The following is a 16,068-nucleotide window of genomic DNA, read 5'->3' as shown; positions in this document are numbered from 1 at the left end:
TTTAATGCAGAAATAAATAAGGCAGACATGAAGTCCGCCTTATAATTGAGAGAAAATCGTCTATTTCCAATTTTCTCGTTTAGCTTTTTGTAATTTCGCATAGGCACCAAGTAAAGCTTGGTGTTCTTTGAAGTTTTCAAGCGTTTCATCGCTGGCTGGCAAGTTATAGAAGGGGTTACCCTTTTCTGCCACCACAGCCCAAGCTTGTTGAACAGCTTCTTTGCCATACATTCTTTCAAACACAGTGCGATATTGTTGTGGATCGCGAGTGTTGTCTAAATGCAATTCAATGATACTGATTAAGGCACGATAGTAATTCACACGTTCTGGTGTAAACACAGAGCTATTCATATTCATCGTCCAGTTTGCCCAATCTAAGGCTAATTCTAATTCACCTAATGCTAAGTAAAGCATGGATTTGAGCTCACCAACACGTAATGTGGTCCAACCGCTTGCTTTTGGTGCAACGATACCGATAAATTCGCGAACACGTGTGGCATCGTCAATATCTTGCTCATCTAATTCTGCTAATAACTCTTCGTAAGTTTCAGCATCATGATGATGGTGTGGTAGATCTAATAAAATCTCGCGCCAGTCCATCCCCATATTGTTATTAGCATAAATGAGATCATCAGCAGGGTAGATATCAGACATGCCTGGTACGATAATGCGGCAAGCGTAAACGTCTAAATGGTTGTAATCCATGATATAGACTTCTTTTTCCTCTGCATTAAAGATTGCCATTAAGTTTTCATATTCTTCTTGCGTTGAACCTGAGAAATCCCAATCTACAAATTCATAGTCTGGCGTATTTTTAAATAAATCCCAAGAAATTAAACCGCTAGAATCAATGAAGTGTGTTTCAAGGTTAGCGTGTTCCGCCACATCATCATTATTGAATGATGGAGGCGAGAATACATCGAGATCTTTTAAGCTACGACCTTGTAAAAGCTCCGTTACGGTACGCTCTAATGCCACTTGGAAGTTCGGATGTGCACCAAAAGAGGCAAAGCACGTGCCGTTATTTGGGTTAAGCAATACCACGCAAATGACAGGATATTTGCCACCTAATGAGGCATCGAAAGCATAAATTGGGAAGCCTTCCTCCTCTAATTTCGCAATAGAAGCTTGAATAGATGGATAACGATCCATCACGGATTTTGGAATTTCAGGAAGACTGATGGCTTCTGCAATAATGCGATTTTTTACATAGCGCTCAAAGACTTCTGAAAGCCCTTGCACACGTGCTTCATTTTTTGTGTTGCCAGCTGACATCCCATTAGAAACATATAAATTCGCAATGATACTTTGTGGAATAGAGACGGTTTGTTGATCGGATTGGCGCACATAAGGCATCGCGACGATACCACGATCGTAATTGCCGGATTGCAGATCCACGAGTAATTCAGGCGTTAGTTCTTGGTTAGGATCGAAATAATCCCATAAATAATCGTCTAAAATCCCTTTTGGTAAAAGGGAATCGTCTTCAATTGGAAACCATTTTTCAGTGGGGTAATGAACGAAATCACCGTTAGCAATTTCTTGTCCTAAATAGAAATCAGCAAAGAAATAGTTGGTTGAAAGACGCTCGAAATATTCACCTAATGCAGACGCTAATGCGGCTTTTTTGCTTGCGCCTTTGCCGTTAGAAAAACATTGTGGGCAATCTTTATCACGAATGTGTACCGACCATACATTTGGCACAGGATTAAGCCAAGAGGCTTCTTCAATATTGAAACCAAGTGCGGTCAATTTTTGTTGAAATTTTGAAATACTGTCTTCAAGTGCGGCATCTTTGCCGGGAATAAATGTTTGTTCGGTCATAATTGTTCCTGTTATAAAAAGCCCCAGCATCATAGGGGAGTTTAGTGAGCTAATCAAGCATAAAATTTATGCACTTCTGCTCTTGTTTTCATTGATTTTTAAGGGTAAATTAGCTTGGCGCAGAAAGGCATTTTCTGCGTGGGTAAAATTATAAACAAATCAACCAATTGGGAGATATCATGGCTCAAGGATTTTATGAATTAAAAGTGGCTAAAGACGGACAATTTATGTTCAACTTAAAAGCAGCAAATGGACAAGTTATTTTAACTAGCGAACTTTATAAAACCAAAGCATCAGCTGAAAACGGTATTGCATCAGTACAAAAAAATGGTGTGGATGCGAAAAACTTTGAATATCGCGTAGCAAAAAATGATAAACCTTATTTCGTATTAAAAGCAGCTAACCACCAAGAAATTGGCCGTAGCCAATATTATTCTTCTCAAGCTGCAGCAGAAAAAGGCGTTGAGTCAGTGATCAATAACGCATCTTCTGCAGTAATCAAAGAAGTCACAGAATAATCATTCTGTTCTTATTTCTTTAAATGCACCTGCCGGCTCTAAAAACGCCGGCATTTTTGACCGCGCTTTCTCCGGATTCAGTGTTAATGGATAGGTTCGTTTTTGAGCAATGATGACCGTGAGCGGAGAGCAGAGCGTGGTCTTTTCTTGTTTTATAGATAGTCTTTCTTCTGCAATCACATCAAAATTTAATAAGGATAACCAGTCAATGACTCGCCAAGTAGCATATTGTCGGAATTTGAAGTCACCTAACTTCGGTTTGAAAAGTAATGGACTCATCGGATTAAATAACGTGATGAAAATCCAGCCGTCATCCTTTAAAACGCGATGTGCTTCACGCAATATTTGGTGAGGATCTTGCGCAAAGTTTAAGGTGGTTGCCAACAAACAAGCATCCATTTCTTTTTCAATAAAAGGCAAGGCTAATGGTGAGGCTTGGATCAAACTGTCACTTTCATTTAAAAGTGCGGTAGAAAAATACGCTGTTTTTTCAGCTAATACAATTTGATGACGTAAAGGTAAATCAAAGGCGATTTCTCCACTTAAGGCACCGACTTTCAGAATTTGATAGCCTAAAATTTTTGGTGTCCATTGGGCAAAATAATCGGTTAATACGTTACAATAGGCTTCACCTTGCGGTAACACTTGCCAACTTTCAGGTGAAAGAAGTGGTTTGTGCCATTTGGCTTTCCAATTCAATGTTAATCCTATTTTCATAAGGTAATTTATGTTAGTTCCTATTCCTGCACTCAATGATAACTATATTTGGCTTTATAGACGAGAAAATTTCCCCGTAATTGTGATCGATATCCCAGAAATAACGCGTTTAATTCCATATTTAGAATCCCATAAGCTAGGCGTAGAGGCGGTGTTATTAACCCATAATCACGATGATCATGTGCAAGGTGTCGCGGCGTTTAAGCAATATTATCCCAATGTGCCAGTTTTCGGTCCAACAGAATGCGCAGATAAAGGGGCAACCAATATCGTGGATAGTGGTGTGATTAATACGGCACATTATCATATAGAGGTTTTACCAAGTGGTGGACATACGGCAGGGCATGTCAGCTATTTGGTGGATGGACATCTATTTTGCGGCGATGCGCTATTTTCAGGTGGTTGTGGACGCGTGTTTACAGGGGATTTTACTCAAATGTTTGAAACCATGCAGCGTTTTAATCAATTACCGAATGAAACCGTTGTTTGCCCTGCTCATGAATATACGCTGGGTAATTTAGCTTTTGCGGAAACCGTCTTGGCGGATAAAAGTGCGGTCAAAAATCAACGTGTTTTAGTGGAACGTTATCGAGCAGAGGGTAAACCGAGTTTGCCGACAACGATTGAATTAGAGAAACAAATTAATCCGTTTTTACAAGCAAAAAATTTAGACGAATTTACACAATGGCGTTTAGCTAAAGATAACTTTTAACTCATTTTAGTTATTTGTTTGAGTTTTTTCTCTTGAAATTTGCTCAATTCTCAACAATTCATTAAAATAGCGAAACTTTTACTTTCTACTTAAGCCGCCTATTCATAAAAGTGCGGTTGTTTTTATTAGGTTTTTATGACCCTTCTTGTTCTAGGCATTAATCATAAAACAGCTTCTGTCGCTGTTCGTGAGAAAGTCGCTTTTTCTGAAGAAAAGCGGCAGCTTGCCTTACAACAAATTCACCAACAAGATTTGGCAGAAAGTGCGGTTATTCTTTCTACCTGTAACCGTACAGAGATTTATCTTCACCATCGTCAAATTTCACCCCAAGAGTGTAAACAATGGCAAACGAACTGTATAAATTGGTTTGCTAACATTCATCAGCTTTCTGTCGATGAATTAAATAAAAGTATTTACACACATCAAAATCAACAAGCAGCGAATCATTTAATGCGCGTGGCGTGTGGTTTGGATTCATTAATTTTGGGTGAGCCGCAAATTTTAGGACAGGTGAAACAAGCCTTCCAAATCAGTGAAGATTATTATCAAGCGGCGAATATTCCACTTTCAAGCACGCTTTCTCGCTTATTCCAAAAAACCTTTGCAACGGCAAAACGTGTTCGTACTGAAACCAATATTGGTGAAAGCGCTGTATCGGTGGCTTATGCGGCTTGTAGCTTGGCGCGTCAGATTTTTGAATCTTTACGTGAATTACAAATTTTGCTTGTTGGGGCAGGGGAAACTATTGAATTGGTAAGCCGTCATTTATTACGCCACGGCGTAAAAAAATTGATGATTGCTAACCGCACTTTATCTCGCGCTGAACAGTTGGTGGAGACTTTGGCCTCCAATACGCTGATTGAAGTATATTCTCTCGATGAGTTGCAAACAGCACTAAATCAAGCGGATATTGTTATCAGCTCAACAGGCAGCCCAAATGTTTTAATCACCAAAGCGATGGCTGAAATTGCGGAAAAAGCACGCCAATTTAAACCGACTTTGATGGTGGATATTGCGGTGCCGCGTGATATTGATGAAAACGTCTCGGAATTAGAAAGTGTGTATCATTACACCGTGGATGATTTGCAAGATATTATCCAGCGTAATCTTTCTCAACGTGAGCAAGCATCAGAGCAAGCGCAAGACATCATTACACAAGAATGCACGGATTTCTTTGAGTGGTTGAAGGTTCATCAGTTCTCCAATTTGATTCGTCATTATCGTGATGAGGCGGAGAATACTCGCCAAGAATTACTCGAAAAAGCCTTACACCAAATTCAACAAGGTGAGAATGCTGAAAAAATTCTGCAAGAATTGAGTTATAAATTAACGAATAAACTCATTCATGCGCCAACCCAAACTATGCAAGCCATGATGAAATCTGGTAATGCGGAAGGCTTGCACGCTTTTTCCAATGCTTTGCATTTAACCCATCCTTTAAATGAAAAAAACGATTAGATTTTTGACCGCACTTTTAGGCAGTTCATCACTATTAATAAGTGTGTCAGCCCTAGCTGAATATCGAACCTTTAATGATGGCAATGTTACTTACGGGATTTTCCAAGCTAAACCAGAAGAAGTGCAGCTACATTGGAAAGATTCTGAGGGTAACGATTATCAAAGTTTAACGCGCCTCAAAAATGCCTTAGAAGATAGCTATAACGTGAAAATGGTGATGAATGCGGGCATTTATAGTATGAATAATGTGCCTGCGGGGTTATGGATTGAGCAAGGAAAAGAGCTTAATGCGTTAAATACAAAATCAGGCAAAGGTAACTTCCATGTACAGCCTAATGGGGTATTTGCCATTGCTGGAAATAAACCCTATATTTTAACAACTGCTGCGTATCAGAAAAGCAAACTCAAGCCAGACCTTGCTTTGCAATCAGGCCCGATGTTGATTATTCATGGAAAAATGAATCCGCAATTTCGAGCAAGCCTAGAAAGCTATCATAAGCGTAATGCAGTGTGTTTAACGAAGCAGAATGAATTACTGTTCTTGATGACGATAAAAGGTGAGCCAAATCTTTATACATTGAGTCAAGGTTTGTTAAAAATTGGTTGCTATGATGCTTTATATCTTGATGGAACCATTTCTAATTGGTACATTCCAGGGCAATTTAACACCTTGCATTGGAAACGTTTTGTTGGAATGATCTCCGTTCTTGATGTGAACAAAAAATAGCAAAAGCGTTTTATTTATAATCAACTAAATCAAAAAATCCGTTTTTTGCAAAAAAATGATTGACGAGAATAGGTCAAATCAGGATAATACGCCCCGCAAAGCCGATAAGGTAAAGCAAATGATGGCTACATAGCTCAGTTGGTTAGAGCACAACACTCATAATGTTGGGGTCGCAAGTTCGAATCTCGCTGTAGCCACCAAGTTTGCGGGACTGGCGAAATTGGTAGACGCACCAGATTTAGGTTCTGGCGCCGAGAGGTGTGTGGGTTCAAGTCCCTCGTCCCGCACCATTTATCAGCTTGCAGTCAAATAGTAGTTGGGGTATCGCCAAGCGGTAAGGCACCGGGTTTTGATCTCGGCATCCCTAGGTTCGAATCCTAGTACCCCAGCCATACTATCTAAATAAAATCTTCTTTATTTCCAATCAAAGAATTTCTGTTGGGGTATCGCCAAGCGGTAAGGCACCGGGTTTTGATCTCGGCATCCCTAGGTTCGAATCCTAGTACCCCAGCCATCTTATTTTCTCTATTTCTTTTAAACAAAAAATGCGATTAAATTTAACCGCACTTTAGTTATTTCATTTTTGTTTAAGGTAGTATTTATTTTTTACACATTCTCTCGATAAGTTTTGCTTCTAATCGGCGATGAAACCATGGTGTCGTATCAAATTCACTACCTTGCCCCAGTAAGCCAAGATCAAAAGTGTTTTCATCGACGTATGGACCAGACTTATCTCCTATTCCATCCATGTATTCTTCGCCAAGATCGTAAAAGCCAAGCAAATTCTTATTAAGATCAAACACAAAAACTGTGGCACGATAACCCAAATTAAGTGAAAACCCATTAGGAATGAAACCTGCACAAACAGAAATATTACGCTTGAATTCTGGAAAGCTGTGGTTTACACAATGATTAGTCGAGTTCATTGAATACTCCATATCTCGACAAACATTACGCCATCGCCAACTGAATGCAAAAACTAGTATAAGAACGATACAGATGAAGTGTCGTTTTTTCATTTTATTTCTCATAAAGTGCGGTACTTAATTCACTATAAATTTTGACCGCACTTCGTATTGCAATTAATGTTCCCTTGTTTTAAAGAAGGTCACATCAGGATAACGTTCTTGTGCAAGGTTTAGGTTTACCATAGTCGGTGCGATATAAGTGAGATTATCCCCTCCATCTAATGCAAGGTTTTGCTCATTTTTACGTTTGAACTCTTCAAATTTTTTGTTATCCGCACATTCCACCCAACGAGCCGTTGCGACATTGACCGTTTCGTAAATGGCTTCAACGTTATATTCTGATTTCAAACGAGAAACAACCACATCAAACTGTAATACACCGACTGCGCCAACAATCAAATCATTATTACTTAATGGGCGGAACACTTGAACAGCACCTTCTTCAGAAAGTTGTACTAAGCCTTTTAACAATTGTTTTTGTTTAAGAGGATCTTTCAAACGAATACGACGGAATAATTCAGGGGCAAAGTTTGGAATACCGGTAAATTTAAGCTCTTCACCTTGTGTGAAGGTATCACCAATCTGAATTGTACCGTGATTGTGCAAGCCGATAATATCGCCAGCATAGGCTTCATCAGCATGAGTACGATCTCCTGCCATAAAGGTGAGCGCATCGGAAATAACCACATCTTTACCAATACGCACATGTTTAAGTTTCATCCCTTTTTCATATTTGCCAGAAACTACGCGTAGGAACGCCACACGGTCGCGGTGTTTTGGATCCATATTGGCTTGGATTTTAAACACGAAACCGCTGAATTTGTCTTCTTCAGCTGAGACTTTACGCGTGTCTGCCTGACGAGCTTGTGGGGCAGGCGCCCATTCGGTTAAACCATCTAAGAAATGATCGACACCGAAGTTACCTAATGCCGTACCGAAAAAGACTGGCGTCAATTCACCACTTAAGAATAAATCCAAATCAAATTCATTACTTGCACCTTTTACAAGCTCTAATTCATCACGTAATTGTTGGGCTAAGTCATCACCTACGGCAGCGTCTAATTCTGGACTATTTAAGCCTTTCACAATTCGTACTTCTTGAATGGTCGAGCCTTGGCCACTTTGATAAAGATAGGTTTCATCTTTATATAAATGATAAACCCCTTTAAACAATTTACCGCAACCAATCGGCCAAGTAATCGGCGCACAATGGATTTTTAATACGTTTTCCACTTCATCTAATAATTCCATTGGATCACGAATATCACGGTCAAGTTTATTCATGAAAGTGATAATTGGCGTATCGCGTAAACGGGTCACTTCCATTAATTTAATGGTTCGTTCCTCAACCCCTTTTGCCGAGTCGATAACCATTAAGCAGCTATCCACAGCCGTCAAAGTGCGGTAGGTATCTTCCGAGAAATCCTCATGCCCCGGCGTATCCAATAAATTCACTAAGCACTCATTGTAAGGGAATTGCATCACGGAAGTCGTAATAGAAATACCACGTTGTTTTTCCATTTCCATCCAGTCAGATTTTGCATGTTGTGCAGAGCCTTTACCTTTAACAGAGCCCGCTTTTTGAATGGCATTGCCGTATAACAATACCTTTTCGGTGATGGTGGTTTTACCCGCGTCAGGGTGGGAAATAATCGCAAATGTGCGACGTTTATTCACTTCTTCTAATGGATAACTCATTTGTCTTGTTTCTTCTGTTTTAAATAATGCTGTATTGTCGCTGATTTTCAGATTGAGCTCAAATTAAATTGTTTTTCTTTTGTTATCTATAGCTTATTTAGGTGTATGACTCTGTAATTTTTTTTCTTTAAAAATTTTTGACAAAAAAAAAGCAAACGTTTGCGTAAGAAATGCGGTATAATATGTGCCGATTTTTTATTCTTATAATAAAAGGTGCAAACAATGACACAACTTAGTCTAAAAAAAATCTATTCGGGAAAAGTGCGTGATCTTTATGAGATCGATGATAAACGGATGTTAATGGTAGCCAGTGACCGTTTGTCTGCATTTGATGTGATTTTAGATGATCCTATCCCACGCAAAGGTGAAATTCTGACTCAAATTTCCAATTTCTGGTTCAATAAGTTAGCCCATATTATGCCGAATCATTTTACTGGCGATTCAGTTTATGATGTGTTACCAAAAGAAGAAGCTGATTTAGTAAAAGATCGCGCAGTGGTTTGCAAACGTTTGAATCCAATTAAAATTGAGTCTATCGTTCGTGGTTATTTAACGGGTAGTGGACTAAAAGATTATAAGCAAACAGGGACCATTTGTGGTTTGAAATTACCGGAAGGATTAGTTGAGGCAAGTAAATTACCAGAGCCGATTTTCACACCATCAAGTAAAGAAGAAGTGGGTAATCACGATATCAATATTAGCTATGAAGAATGTGAAAAAGCAATTGGAGTAGAATTGGCGGCACAAGTGAGAGAAAAAGCGATAGCTCTTTACACTGAGGCTGCCAAATATGCGCTGACTAAAGGCATTATTATTTGTGATACTAAATTTGAATTTGGTTTAGATGAAAATGGCACTCTCACTTTAATGGATGAGGTATTAACACCAGATTCTAGTCGTTTTTGGTCAGTTGATACTTATAAAGAAGGAACAAATCCGCCCTCATTTGATAAGCAATTTGTACGAGATTGGTTAGAGCAAAGTGGTTGGAATAAACAACCGCCAGCGCCTAAAGTACCAAAAGAAGTGATTGAAAAAACAGTGGCTAAATATCAAGAGGCGTTGGATTTATTAACAAAATAACATTAACAATCTCCCTGCTATGCTTTAGAATGGCAGGGATTTTTATGGATAAAATATTGTGAATAAAAGAAAATGAAATCTGTTGCGATAGTTGGTTTAGGTTGGTTAGGTTTACCGCTGGCGCAACACTTAAAAAAACTCGGTTGGCGTGTAAAAGGCTCAAAACAATCCTTAGCGGATGCTCAACGATTGCATCTGTTAGGCATTGAAGCTTATCCTTTTTCTTTTTCAGAAAAAATGAGTAGTTTGCCTGATAATATTCAATCTCTTTTTGATGTGGATGCTCTCATTATCACCTTACCACCTAGCAGTTTTTCTTCTCAACAGTATTGTGAATATCTTGCTTTTTTAGCGAATCAAGCCCAGAAACAAGGTGCACAGCACTTGATTTTTACCAGTTCAACTTCTGTTTTTCCTGATATTTCGGGGCAATTTGATGAAAGTTCTCCACTTTCAGCTGAAACAGAAATAGGCAAAACCCTGATAAAAGCTGAGAAGTGCTTGTTCCAATCAGGAATATCGCATTGCGATATTCTTCGACTTGCAGGATTAATTGGTAAACAACGCCATCCGGTTAAATTCTTAGCAGGAAAACGCAATTTAAAACAGGGCAATTCGCCTGTTAATTTGGTGCATCTTGAGGATTGCATTCAAGCTATTACAGCCTTACTTATGAATCCAAATGGATTGCGAACTTACCATCTTTGCGCGACAGTTCATCCTACGCGAGCAGAATATTACACAAAAGCAGCGGTATTTTATGATTTATCCATACCACAATTTGAATGTAGTGATTCGGATCCGAAACGAATCATTATGGCAGATAAAATTTGTCGAGATTTAGGTTTCGCTTATCGTTATCCAAATCCCGATGATATGTTAGAAAAGCGCAGTGATTTTTGACCGCACTTTTTAAAGACTCACTCACCATAACCACAATGAAGGAAATAAAATATGTCAAATACGATTCTGCAACATTTACCTAAAGGTCAAAAAGTTGGTATCGCTTTTTCAGGCGGGCTTGATACCAGTGCGGCATTACTTTGGATGCGTCAAAAAGGTGCAGTACCTTATGCTTATACAGCAAACTTAGGTCAACCAGATGAAGATGATTACAATGCAATTCCCAAAAAAGCAATGGAATATGGTGCGGAAAATGCGCGTTTAGTGGATTGTCGTGCGCAGTTAGCCCATGAAGGGATTGCGGCTATTCAATGTGGTGCATTCCATATTTCTACTGGTGGAGCAACCTATTTCAATACCACACCACTTGGTCGTGCGGTAACAGGTACGATGCTTGTTGCAGCAATGAAAGAAGATGATGTGAATATCTGGGGGGATGGTTCAACTTTCAAAGGTAACGATATTGAGCGTTTTTATCGTTATGGCTTATTAACTAACCCAAATTTAAAAATCTATAAACCGTGGTTAGATCAACAATTTATTGATGAGTTGGGTGGCCGTTTTGAAATGTCACAGTTCCTAATCGAAAATGGTTTTGACTACAAAATGTCAGTAGAAAAAGCCTATTCAACTGACTCTAATATGTTAGGTGCAACACACGAAGCGAAAGATTTAGAAGAATTAAGCACAGGCATCAAAATTGTGAAACCAATTATGGGCGTGGCATTCTGGGATGAAAATGTTGAAGTGAAACCAGAAGTAGTAACTGTTCGCTTTGAAGAAGGGGTGCCGGTTGCATTAAATGGTAAAACATTTGATAACGTAGTAGAGCTTTTCTTAGAAGCAAATCGTATTGGTGGTCGTCATGGTTTAGGCATGTCAGACCAAATTGAAAACCGTATTATCGAAGCAAAATCACGTGGTATTTATGAAGCACCGGGAATGGCATTATTCCACATTGCTTATGAGCGTTTAGTGACTGGTATTCACAATGAAGATACTATTGAACAATATCGTATCAACGGTTTACGTTTAGGTCGTTTGTTATACCAAGGTCGTTGGTTTGATCCACAAGCGTTAATGTTACGTGAAACAGCACAACGTTGGGTTGCTCGTGCGGTGACAGGTGAAGTGACATTAGAACTTCGTCGTGGTAATGATTACTCAATCTTAAATACTGAGTCACCAAACTTAACTTATGCGGCAGAACGTTTAAGTATGGAAAAAGTGGAAAATGCACCATTTGATCCAATCGATCGTATTGGTCAATTAACCATGCGTAACTTAGACGTAGCAGATACACGCGGCAAATTAAGTATCTACTCTCAAGTGGGGTTATTAACCGCAGGGAAAGATTCCGTTTTACCACAATTAGGTAAAAAATAATTGTATGTAAAAAGTGCGGTCGATTTTGAGCGCACTTTTGATTGAGATAATAAAAAACCTTAGATTTTAGCCTAAGGTTTTCGTTTTTTAGCACGAATTACTTTTTCTCATCACATTTGTTGATATCGCTACATTTACCGTAGAGGTATAAACTATGTGCTTTTAATTTGATGCCATGCTGCTCACTGATTTCTTTTTGACGTTGTTCAATGATGTTATCAGTAAACTCAAATACTTTACCGCAATCTTCACAGATAATGTGATCGTGGTGTTCTGTTGGTGCAAGTTCAAAAACAGACTTGTTACCTTCAAAATTATGACGAATTAAGATATGCGCTTCATCAAATTGGTTAAGCACGCGATATACAGTTGCAAGACCAATATCACTACCTTGTTCTAACAAGATCTTATACACTTCTTCAGCTGAGAAATGCTCGTTTTTATGTTCTTGCATTAATGCAAGAATAGTCAGCCGAGGTTCGGTGATTTTCAACCCAGCTTTTTTGAGTAATTTGATATTTTCTTCAGACATAATGTTCCCTTAATTTGCTAAATAGAGATGGTTAAGCTAATTCTGCTAAACACATTTCATCGTAGATTTGTTTCGTCCATTTCTCTACACGTTCTGCAGTGAGTTCTGGTTGACGATCTTCATCGATACATAAACCGATAAAGTTTCCGTCGTCTAATAATGCTTTTGATGCTTCAAAGGTGTAACCATCAGTTGACCAATTGCCCACGATAATCGCGCCACGTGGTTCAACGATATCACGTACTGTACCGATCGCATCACAGAAGTAATCAGCATAATCTTCCTGATCGCCACAGCCAAAAATACCGACTAACTTGTCAGTGAAATCAATTTCTTCTAAGGTAGGAAAAAAATCATCCCAGTCAGCTTGTGCTTCACCGTAATACCAAGTAGGAATACCAAAAAGTAAAAAATCATAACTTTCGATATCTTCTTTAGAGCTTTTTGCAATGTCACGAATATCAACGAGTTCGCTGCCTAATTGCTTTTGAATCATTTTTGCAATGTTTTCTGTATTACCTGTGTCACTACCATAAAATAAACCGACAACTGCCATTGTTCTTTCCTTTTGAAATAAAATTAGGTGAGTAGAAAAAAGATAAGGGATCAAAGACCCACAATTTGTGCGAACTATAACATAAATGAATTCTCATTTGAATAGAATAATTCTCATTTAAAACGATTAATTCTTATTTAGAAACCTATCAATTGCACGTATCACAAAATCAGGTTTTTCCGCATGAACCCAGTGCCCACAACCATTGATAGTGAAGGAGGTGGCATTCGGGAATTGTTTCAAAATTGCATCCGTGTATTCTTCTTTAATATAGGAGGAAAGTCCGCCTTTAATAAAGAGAGTAGGCGTATTAGCGCAAACTTCCTGCCAATCCATCAGTTCCGCATAATGCTCAAAAAGTGCGGTCAAATTGAAACGAAAATATTCGCTTGAAGTCGGCTCAAAAGATTTCAACATAAATTGCACCACACTCGGATCGGCAATTTCAGTTTCTAAAATAGGCTTAGCTTGTTGACGAGTTTGTGGCTGCGCTTTTTTCACGGCAAACAAACCACGGAACACATCATCATGTCCAGCACTGCTATTTGCGACTGGGGCAATATCAATAACAACTAATTTTTCCACGCGTTGTGGTTGAAGAGCGGTCATTTTCATGGCCGTTTTTCCACCCATTGAATGACCAATTAAGATAACCTTATCTAATTGAAGGTGATCGATAAGTTGCCATACATCATCAGCCATGACACCGTAATTCATTGTTTCTGAATGAAAACTATGCCCATGATTACGTAAATCTACACGCAAAATATTATAGTGATCACTAAATGCACGGGCAATAACCCCAAGATTATTCATATCCCCAAATAAGCCGTGAATAAAAACTAAGGTAGGTGAATTAATTGCTTGTTTTGTTTGATGAAATTGATAGTTTAATAATTGGGAAGATGACATATATTTTGCGTGAGAATTTGGTTAGAAATCGTTATAATGGGTGAAAATTTTAGCAAACGGAGAGAAAAAAATGAAGATAATTGAAGTTGATGAAGAATTATATCAATACATTGCGGCGCAAACTCAATCTATTGGAGAAAGTGCGTCTGATATTCTTCGCCGTTTGTTGAATTTACCCACTCACGCAACAAGCTCAGTTGATTTCTTTGAATCAGTTGCGTCAGCTGAAACGCCAAAAAGTGCGGTGCATGCTGAGCCTGTTTTAACGGAAAAAACAACCGAAGTATCTCAACCAAAAGTTGAACCTGTTGAGCCACCAAAAGCAGTGAAAAAACAATCGGATGAAGCAATTAATCATATTGTTGATAAAGTTCGTGCGCTCTTGAATTCTGCCGAATTTAAAGAAGAACCAAAAGCAGTTGTGCGTTTTTTAAGTATATTGCGTACGCTTTATCGTACCAATCCAGAAAGTTTTGCGCAGGCAACAGAAAGCTTGCAAGGCCGTACTCGTGTGTATTTTGCTCGTGATGAAGGAACGTTGCTTGTGGCGGGGAATCATACGAAACCAAAACAAATCCCAGATACACCATATTGGGTGATTACCAATACCAATAGTGGTCGTAAGATGCTGATGCTAGAAGGGGCGATGCAATCTATGCATTTGCCGGAATATTTAATTGACGAAGTTCGCCCTTATTTCGTTAGCAACTAAGTCAATGCAAAAATTCCCTTGGCAAGCATTTGCCCAAAATTCAGCGTATGCAAATCAGGTCGCGTTGCGAAATTCGCAGGGCGATCCTTTTACTTGGGCAGAACTTGCTGAGAAAATTAATCAGGTGGAAGCCTTTCTTTTACAACAAGGTGTGACAGCGCAAAGTGCGGTTGCTTTTTGTGGTAAAAATTCAGAAAAGATCTTATTTCTTTATTTAGCCGTTATTCAGCTAGGCGCGAAAATTTTAGGTATCAACCCTGCATTTCCTCAAGAAAAAAGAGAAGAATTGAGCCACGTGTATGGGGTGGATTTTTGTTATCAAACCGAAGATATTCATTATTTAGCGGCTGAAGTATTACCCGAACATACAGCGGATTTTAGAAAAGCGGCAACGATGACGCTAACATCGGGTTCAACTGGTTTACCTAAAGCAGCGGTGCATAATGTGTCTGCTCATTTAGCTAATGCGGAAGGCGTTTGTGCCTTAATGAATTTTGGCAAAGAGCAATCGTGGCTACTTTCTTTACCGCTTTATCATGTTTCCGGACAAGGCATTGTGTGGCGCTGGCTTTACGCAGGTGCAACCTTAGTTTTACCGAAAGAAGATTTTTATCAATCTATTGGAGAGGTTTCCCATGTTTCTCTCGTGCCAACGCAATTGCAGCGTTGGTTTGATTATTTGGCCGAACATCCACAATCTACTCAAACTCAAGCGGTATTATTGGGTGGAACACAAATCCCTGTTAAATTAACCCAAGCATTAAATGAATTAGGGATTCGCAGTTATTCAGGTTATGGTATGACCGAAATGGCTTCTACCACATTCGCTAAACAATCAGATGGAAAAATCGGTGTGGGGCAGCCTTTGCTTGGTCGAGAGTTCAAGTTAGTGAATGAAGAAGTTTGGCTAAAAGGTGCCGGGCTTGCCATGGGATATTGGCGCAATGGGTATGTTGATCCGCTTACTAATGCTGAAGGTTGGTTCCAAACCAAAGATAAAGGTCAATGGCTCGATAACGAATTAGTCATTCAAGGCCGATTAGATAATATGTTTATTTCCGGCGGTGAAAATATTCAGCCGGAAGAAATTGAAAAAGTGATTGCACAATCAGATTTGGTGAAACAAGTCTTTGTTTTACCTAAACATGATGAGGAATTTGGCCATCGTCCTGTCGCGATTGTTGAATTTCATACCTCATTTAATGAAAGTGCGGTTGAATCTCTCAATGTTTTTTTACAAGGGCGATTGGAACGATTTAAGCAACCCATTGCCTACTATGAACTCCCGACGAATTTAATCCAAGGGGCAATAAAGATTTCTCGCAAAGCACTCGCTGATTGGCTGTCGCAACAATAGGAAAG

Annotated in this window: 16 protein-coding genes and 4 tRNA genes; 13 read left to right on the top strand and 7 right to left on the bottom strand. The window is 39.0% G+C overall.

What is annotated here, in order from left to right:
- Nucleotides 1–60: 60 nt before the first annotated feature.
- Nucleotides 61–1,824, bottom strand: coding sequence for a 30S ribosomal protein S12 methylthiotransferase accessory factor YcaO (gene ycaO, locus PARA_RS09770; protein WP_014065639.1), 1,764 nt, complete (start codon nt 1,822–1,824; stop codon nt 61–63).
- Nucleotides 1,825–2,003: 179 nt separating this feature from the next.
- Here ycaO and PARA_RS09765 point away from each other — a divergent pair, with 179 nt between their 5' ends.
- Nucleotides 2,004–2,342, top strand: a complete 339-nt coding sequence (locus PARA_RS09765) for a YegP family protein (protein ID WP_005695704.1) — start codon at nt 2,004–2,006, stop codon at nt 2,340–2,342.
- Here the strand turns inward: PARA_RS09765 and PARA_RS09760 are convergent, their stop codons facing one another.
- Complete coding sequence (locus PARA_RS09760; protein WP_041918283.1) at nt 2,343–3,059, bottom strand: class I SAM-dependent methyltransferase; 717 nt, start codon at nt 3,057–3,059, stop codon at nt 2,343–2,345.
- Between the two features lie 10 nt (nt 3,060–3,069).
- On the opposite strand from PARA_RS09760, the gene gloB reads away from it, so the two are divergent.
- The 7 genes from gloB to PARA_RS09725 all read left to right on the top strand — a co-directional run bounded on the left by gloB (nt 3,070) and on the right by PARA_RS09725 (nt 6,470).
- Nucleotides 3,070–3,771 carry a hydroxyacylglutathione hydrolase gene (gene gloB, locus PARA_RS09755; protein WP_014065637.1) on the top strand — a complete coding sequence of 234 codons (702 nt, stop codon included), beginning with the start codon at nt 3,070–3,072 and terminating at the stop codon, nt 3,769–3,771.
- 135 nt (nt 3,772–3,906) lie between these two features.
- Nucleotides 3,907–5,229, top strand: a complete 1,323-nt coding sequence (gene hemA, locus PARA_RS09750) for a glutamyl-tRNA reductase (protein ID WP_014065636.1) — start codon at nt 3,907–3,909, stop codon at nt 5,227–5,229.
- Nucleotides 5,230–5,272: 43 nt separating this feature from the next.
- Nucleotides 5,273–5,956, top strand: coding sequence for a phosphodiester glycosidase family protein (locus tag PARA_RS09745; RefSeq protein ID WP_231844650.1), 684 nt, complete (start codon nt 5,273–5,275; stop codon nt 5,954–5,956).
- Between the two features lie 123 nt (nt 5,957–6,079).
- Nucleotides 6,080–6,156, top strand: a tRNA-Met gene (locus tag PARA_RS09740).
- 5 nt (nt 6,157–6,161) lie between these two features.
- Nucleotides 6,162–6,246, top strand: a tRNA-Leu gene (locus PARA_RS09735).
- A 27-nt stretch (nt 6,247–6,273) separates the two neighbouring features.
- A tRNA-Gln gene (locus tag PARA_RS09730) sits at nt 6,274–6,348 on the top strand.
- A gap of 47 nt (nt 6,349–6,395) precedes the next feature.
- Nucleotides 6,396–6,470 (top strand) — tRNA-Gln (locus PARA_RS09725).
- Between the two features lie 85 nt (nt 6,471–6,555).
- Here the strand turns inward: PARA_RS09725 and PARA_RS09720 are convergent.
- On the bottom strand, nt 6,556–6,882 hold the full coding sequence (locus PARA_RS09720) for a hypothetical protein (RefSeq protein WP_014065634.1): 327 nt from the start codon (nt 6,880–6,882) through the stop codon (nt 6,556–6,558).
- A gap of 156 nt (nt 6,883–7,038) precedes the next feature.
- On the bottom strand, nt 7,039–8,622 hold the full coding sequence (gene prfC / locus PARA_RS09715) for a peptide chain release factor 3 (protein ID WP_014065633.1): 1,584 nt from the start codon (nt 8,620–8,622) through the stop codon (nt 7,039–7,041).
- Nucleotides 8,623–8,844: 222 nt separating this feature from the next.
- Between prfC and PARA_RS09710 the strand changes: the two genes are divergently transcribed.
- The 3 genes from PARA_RS09710 (at nt 8,845) to argG (ending at nt 11,994) form a co-directional block, all read left to right on the top strand.
- Entirely contained in the window at nt 8,845–9,705 is an 861-nt protein-coding gene (locus PARA_RS09710; RefSeq protein ID WP_014065632.1) for a phosphoribosylaminoimidazolesuccinocarboxamide synthase, read from the top strand.
- A 72-nt stretch (nt 9,706–9,777) separates the two neighbouring features.
- Complete coding sequence (locus PARA_RS09705; protein ID WP_014065631.1) at nt 9,778–10,608, top strand: NAD-dependent dehydratase; 831 nt, start codon at nt 9,778–9,780, stop codon at nt 10,606–10,608.
- A gap of 51 nt (nt 10,609–10,659) precedes the next feature.
- On the top strand, nt 10,660–11,994 hold the full coding sequence (gene argG / locus PARA_RS09700; RefSeq protein WP_014065630.1) for an argininosuccinate synthase: 1,335 nt from the start codon (nt 10,660–10,662) through the stop codon (nt 11,992–11,994).
- Between the two features lie 97 nt (nt 11,995–12,091).
- Here argG and fur read toward each other — a convergent pair whose 3' ends face one another.
- The 3 genes from fur to PARA_RS09685 form a co-directional block, all read right to left on the bottom strand.
- Entirely contained in the window at nt 12,092–12,526 is a 435-nt protein-coding gene (gene fur / locus PARA_RS09695) for a ferric iron uptake transcriptional regulator (RefSeq protein ID WP_014065629.1), read from the bottom strand.
- 31 nt (nt 12,527–12,557) lie between these two features.
- Nucleotides 12,558–13,082, bottom strand: a complete 525-nt coding sequence (gene fldA / locus PARA_RS09690; RefSeq protein ID WP_014065628.1) for a flavodoxin FldA — start codon at nt 13,080–13,082, stop codon at nt 12,558–12,560.
- Between the two features lie 126 nt (nt 13,083–13,208).
- Complete coding sequence (locus PARA_RS09685) at nt 13,209–13,994, bottom strand: alpha/beta fold hydrolase (protein WP_014065627.1); 786 nt, start codon at nt 13,992–13,994, stop codon at nt 13,209–13,211.
- 70 nt (nt 13,995–14,064) lie between these two features.
- Between PARA_RS09685 and seqA the strand changes: the two genes are divergently transcribed.
- Complete coding sequence (gene seqA / locus PARA_RS09680; protein WP_014065626.1) at nt 14,065–14,706, top strand: replication initiation negative regulator SeqA; 642 nt, start codon at nt 14,065–14,067, stop codon at nt 14,704–14,706.
- 4 nt (nt 14,707–14,710) lie between these two features.
- Nucleotides 14,711–16,063: an o-succinylbenzoate--CoA ligase gene (gene menE, locus PARA_RS09675; protein ID WP_014065625.1), complete on the top strand. Its 1,353-nt coding sequence runs from the start codon at nt 14,711–14,713 to the stop codon at nt 16,061–16,063.
- The last annotated feature ends 5 nt before the right edge of the window (nt 16,064–16,068 follow it).

Source organism: Haemophilus parainfluenzae T3T1 (assembly GCF_000210895.1).
GTDB lineage: Bacteria > Pseudomonadota > Gammaproteobacteria > Enterobacterales > Pasteurellaceae > Haemophilus_D > Haemophilus_D parainfluenzae_A.
This window is presented reverse-complemented; position numbering and strand designations above follow the sequence as displayed.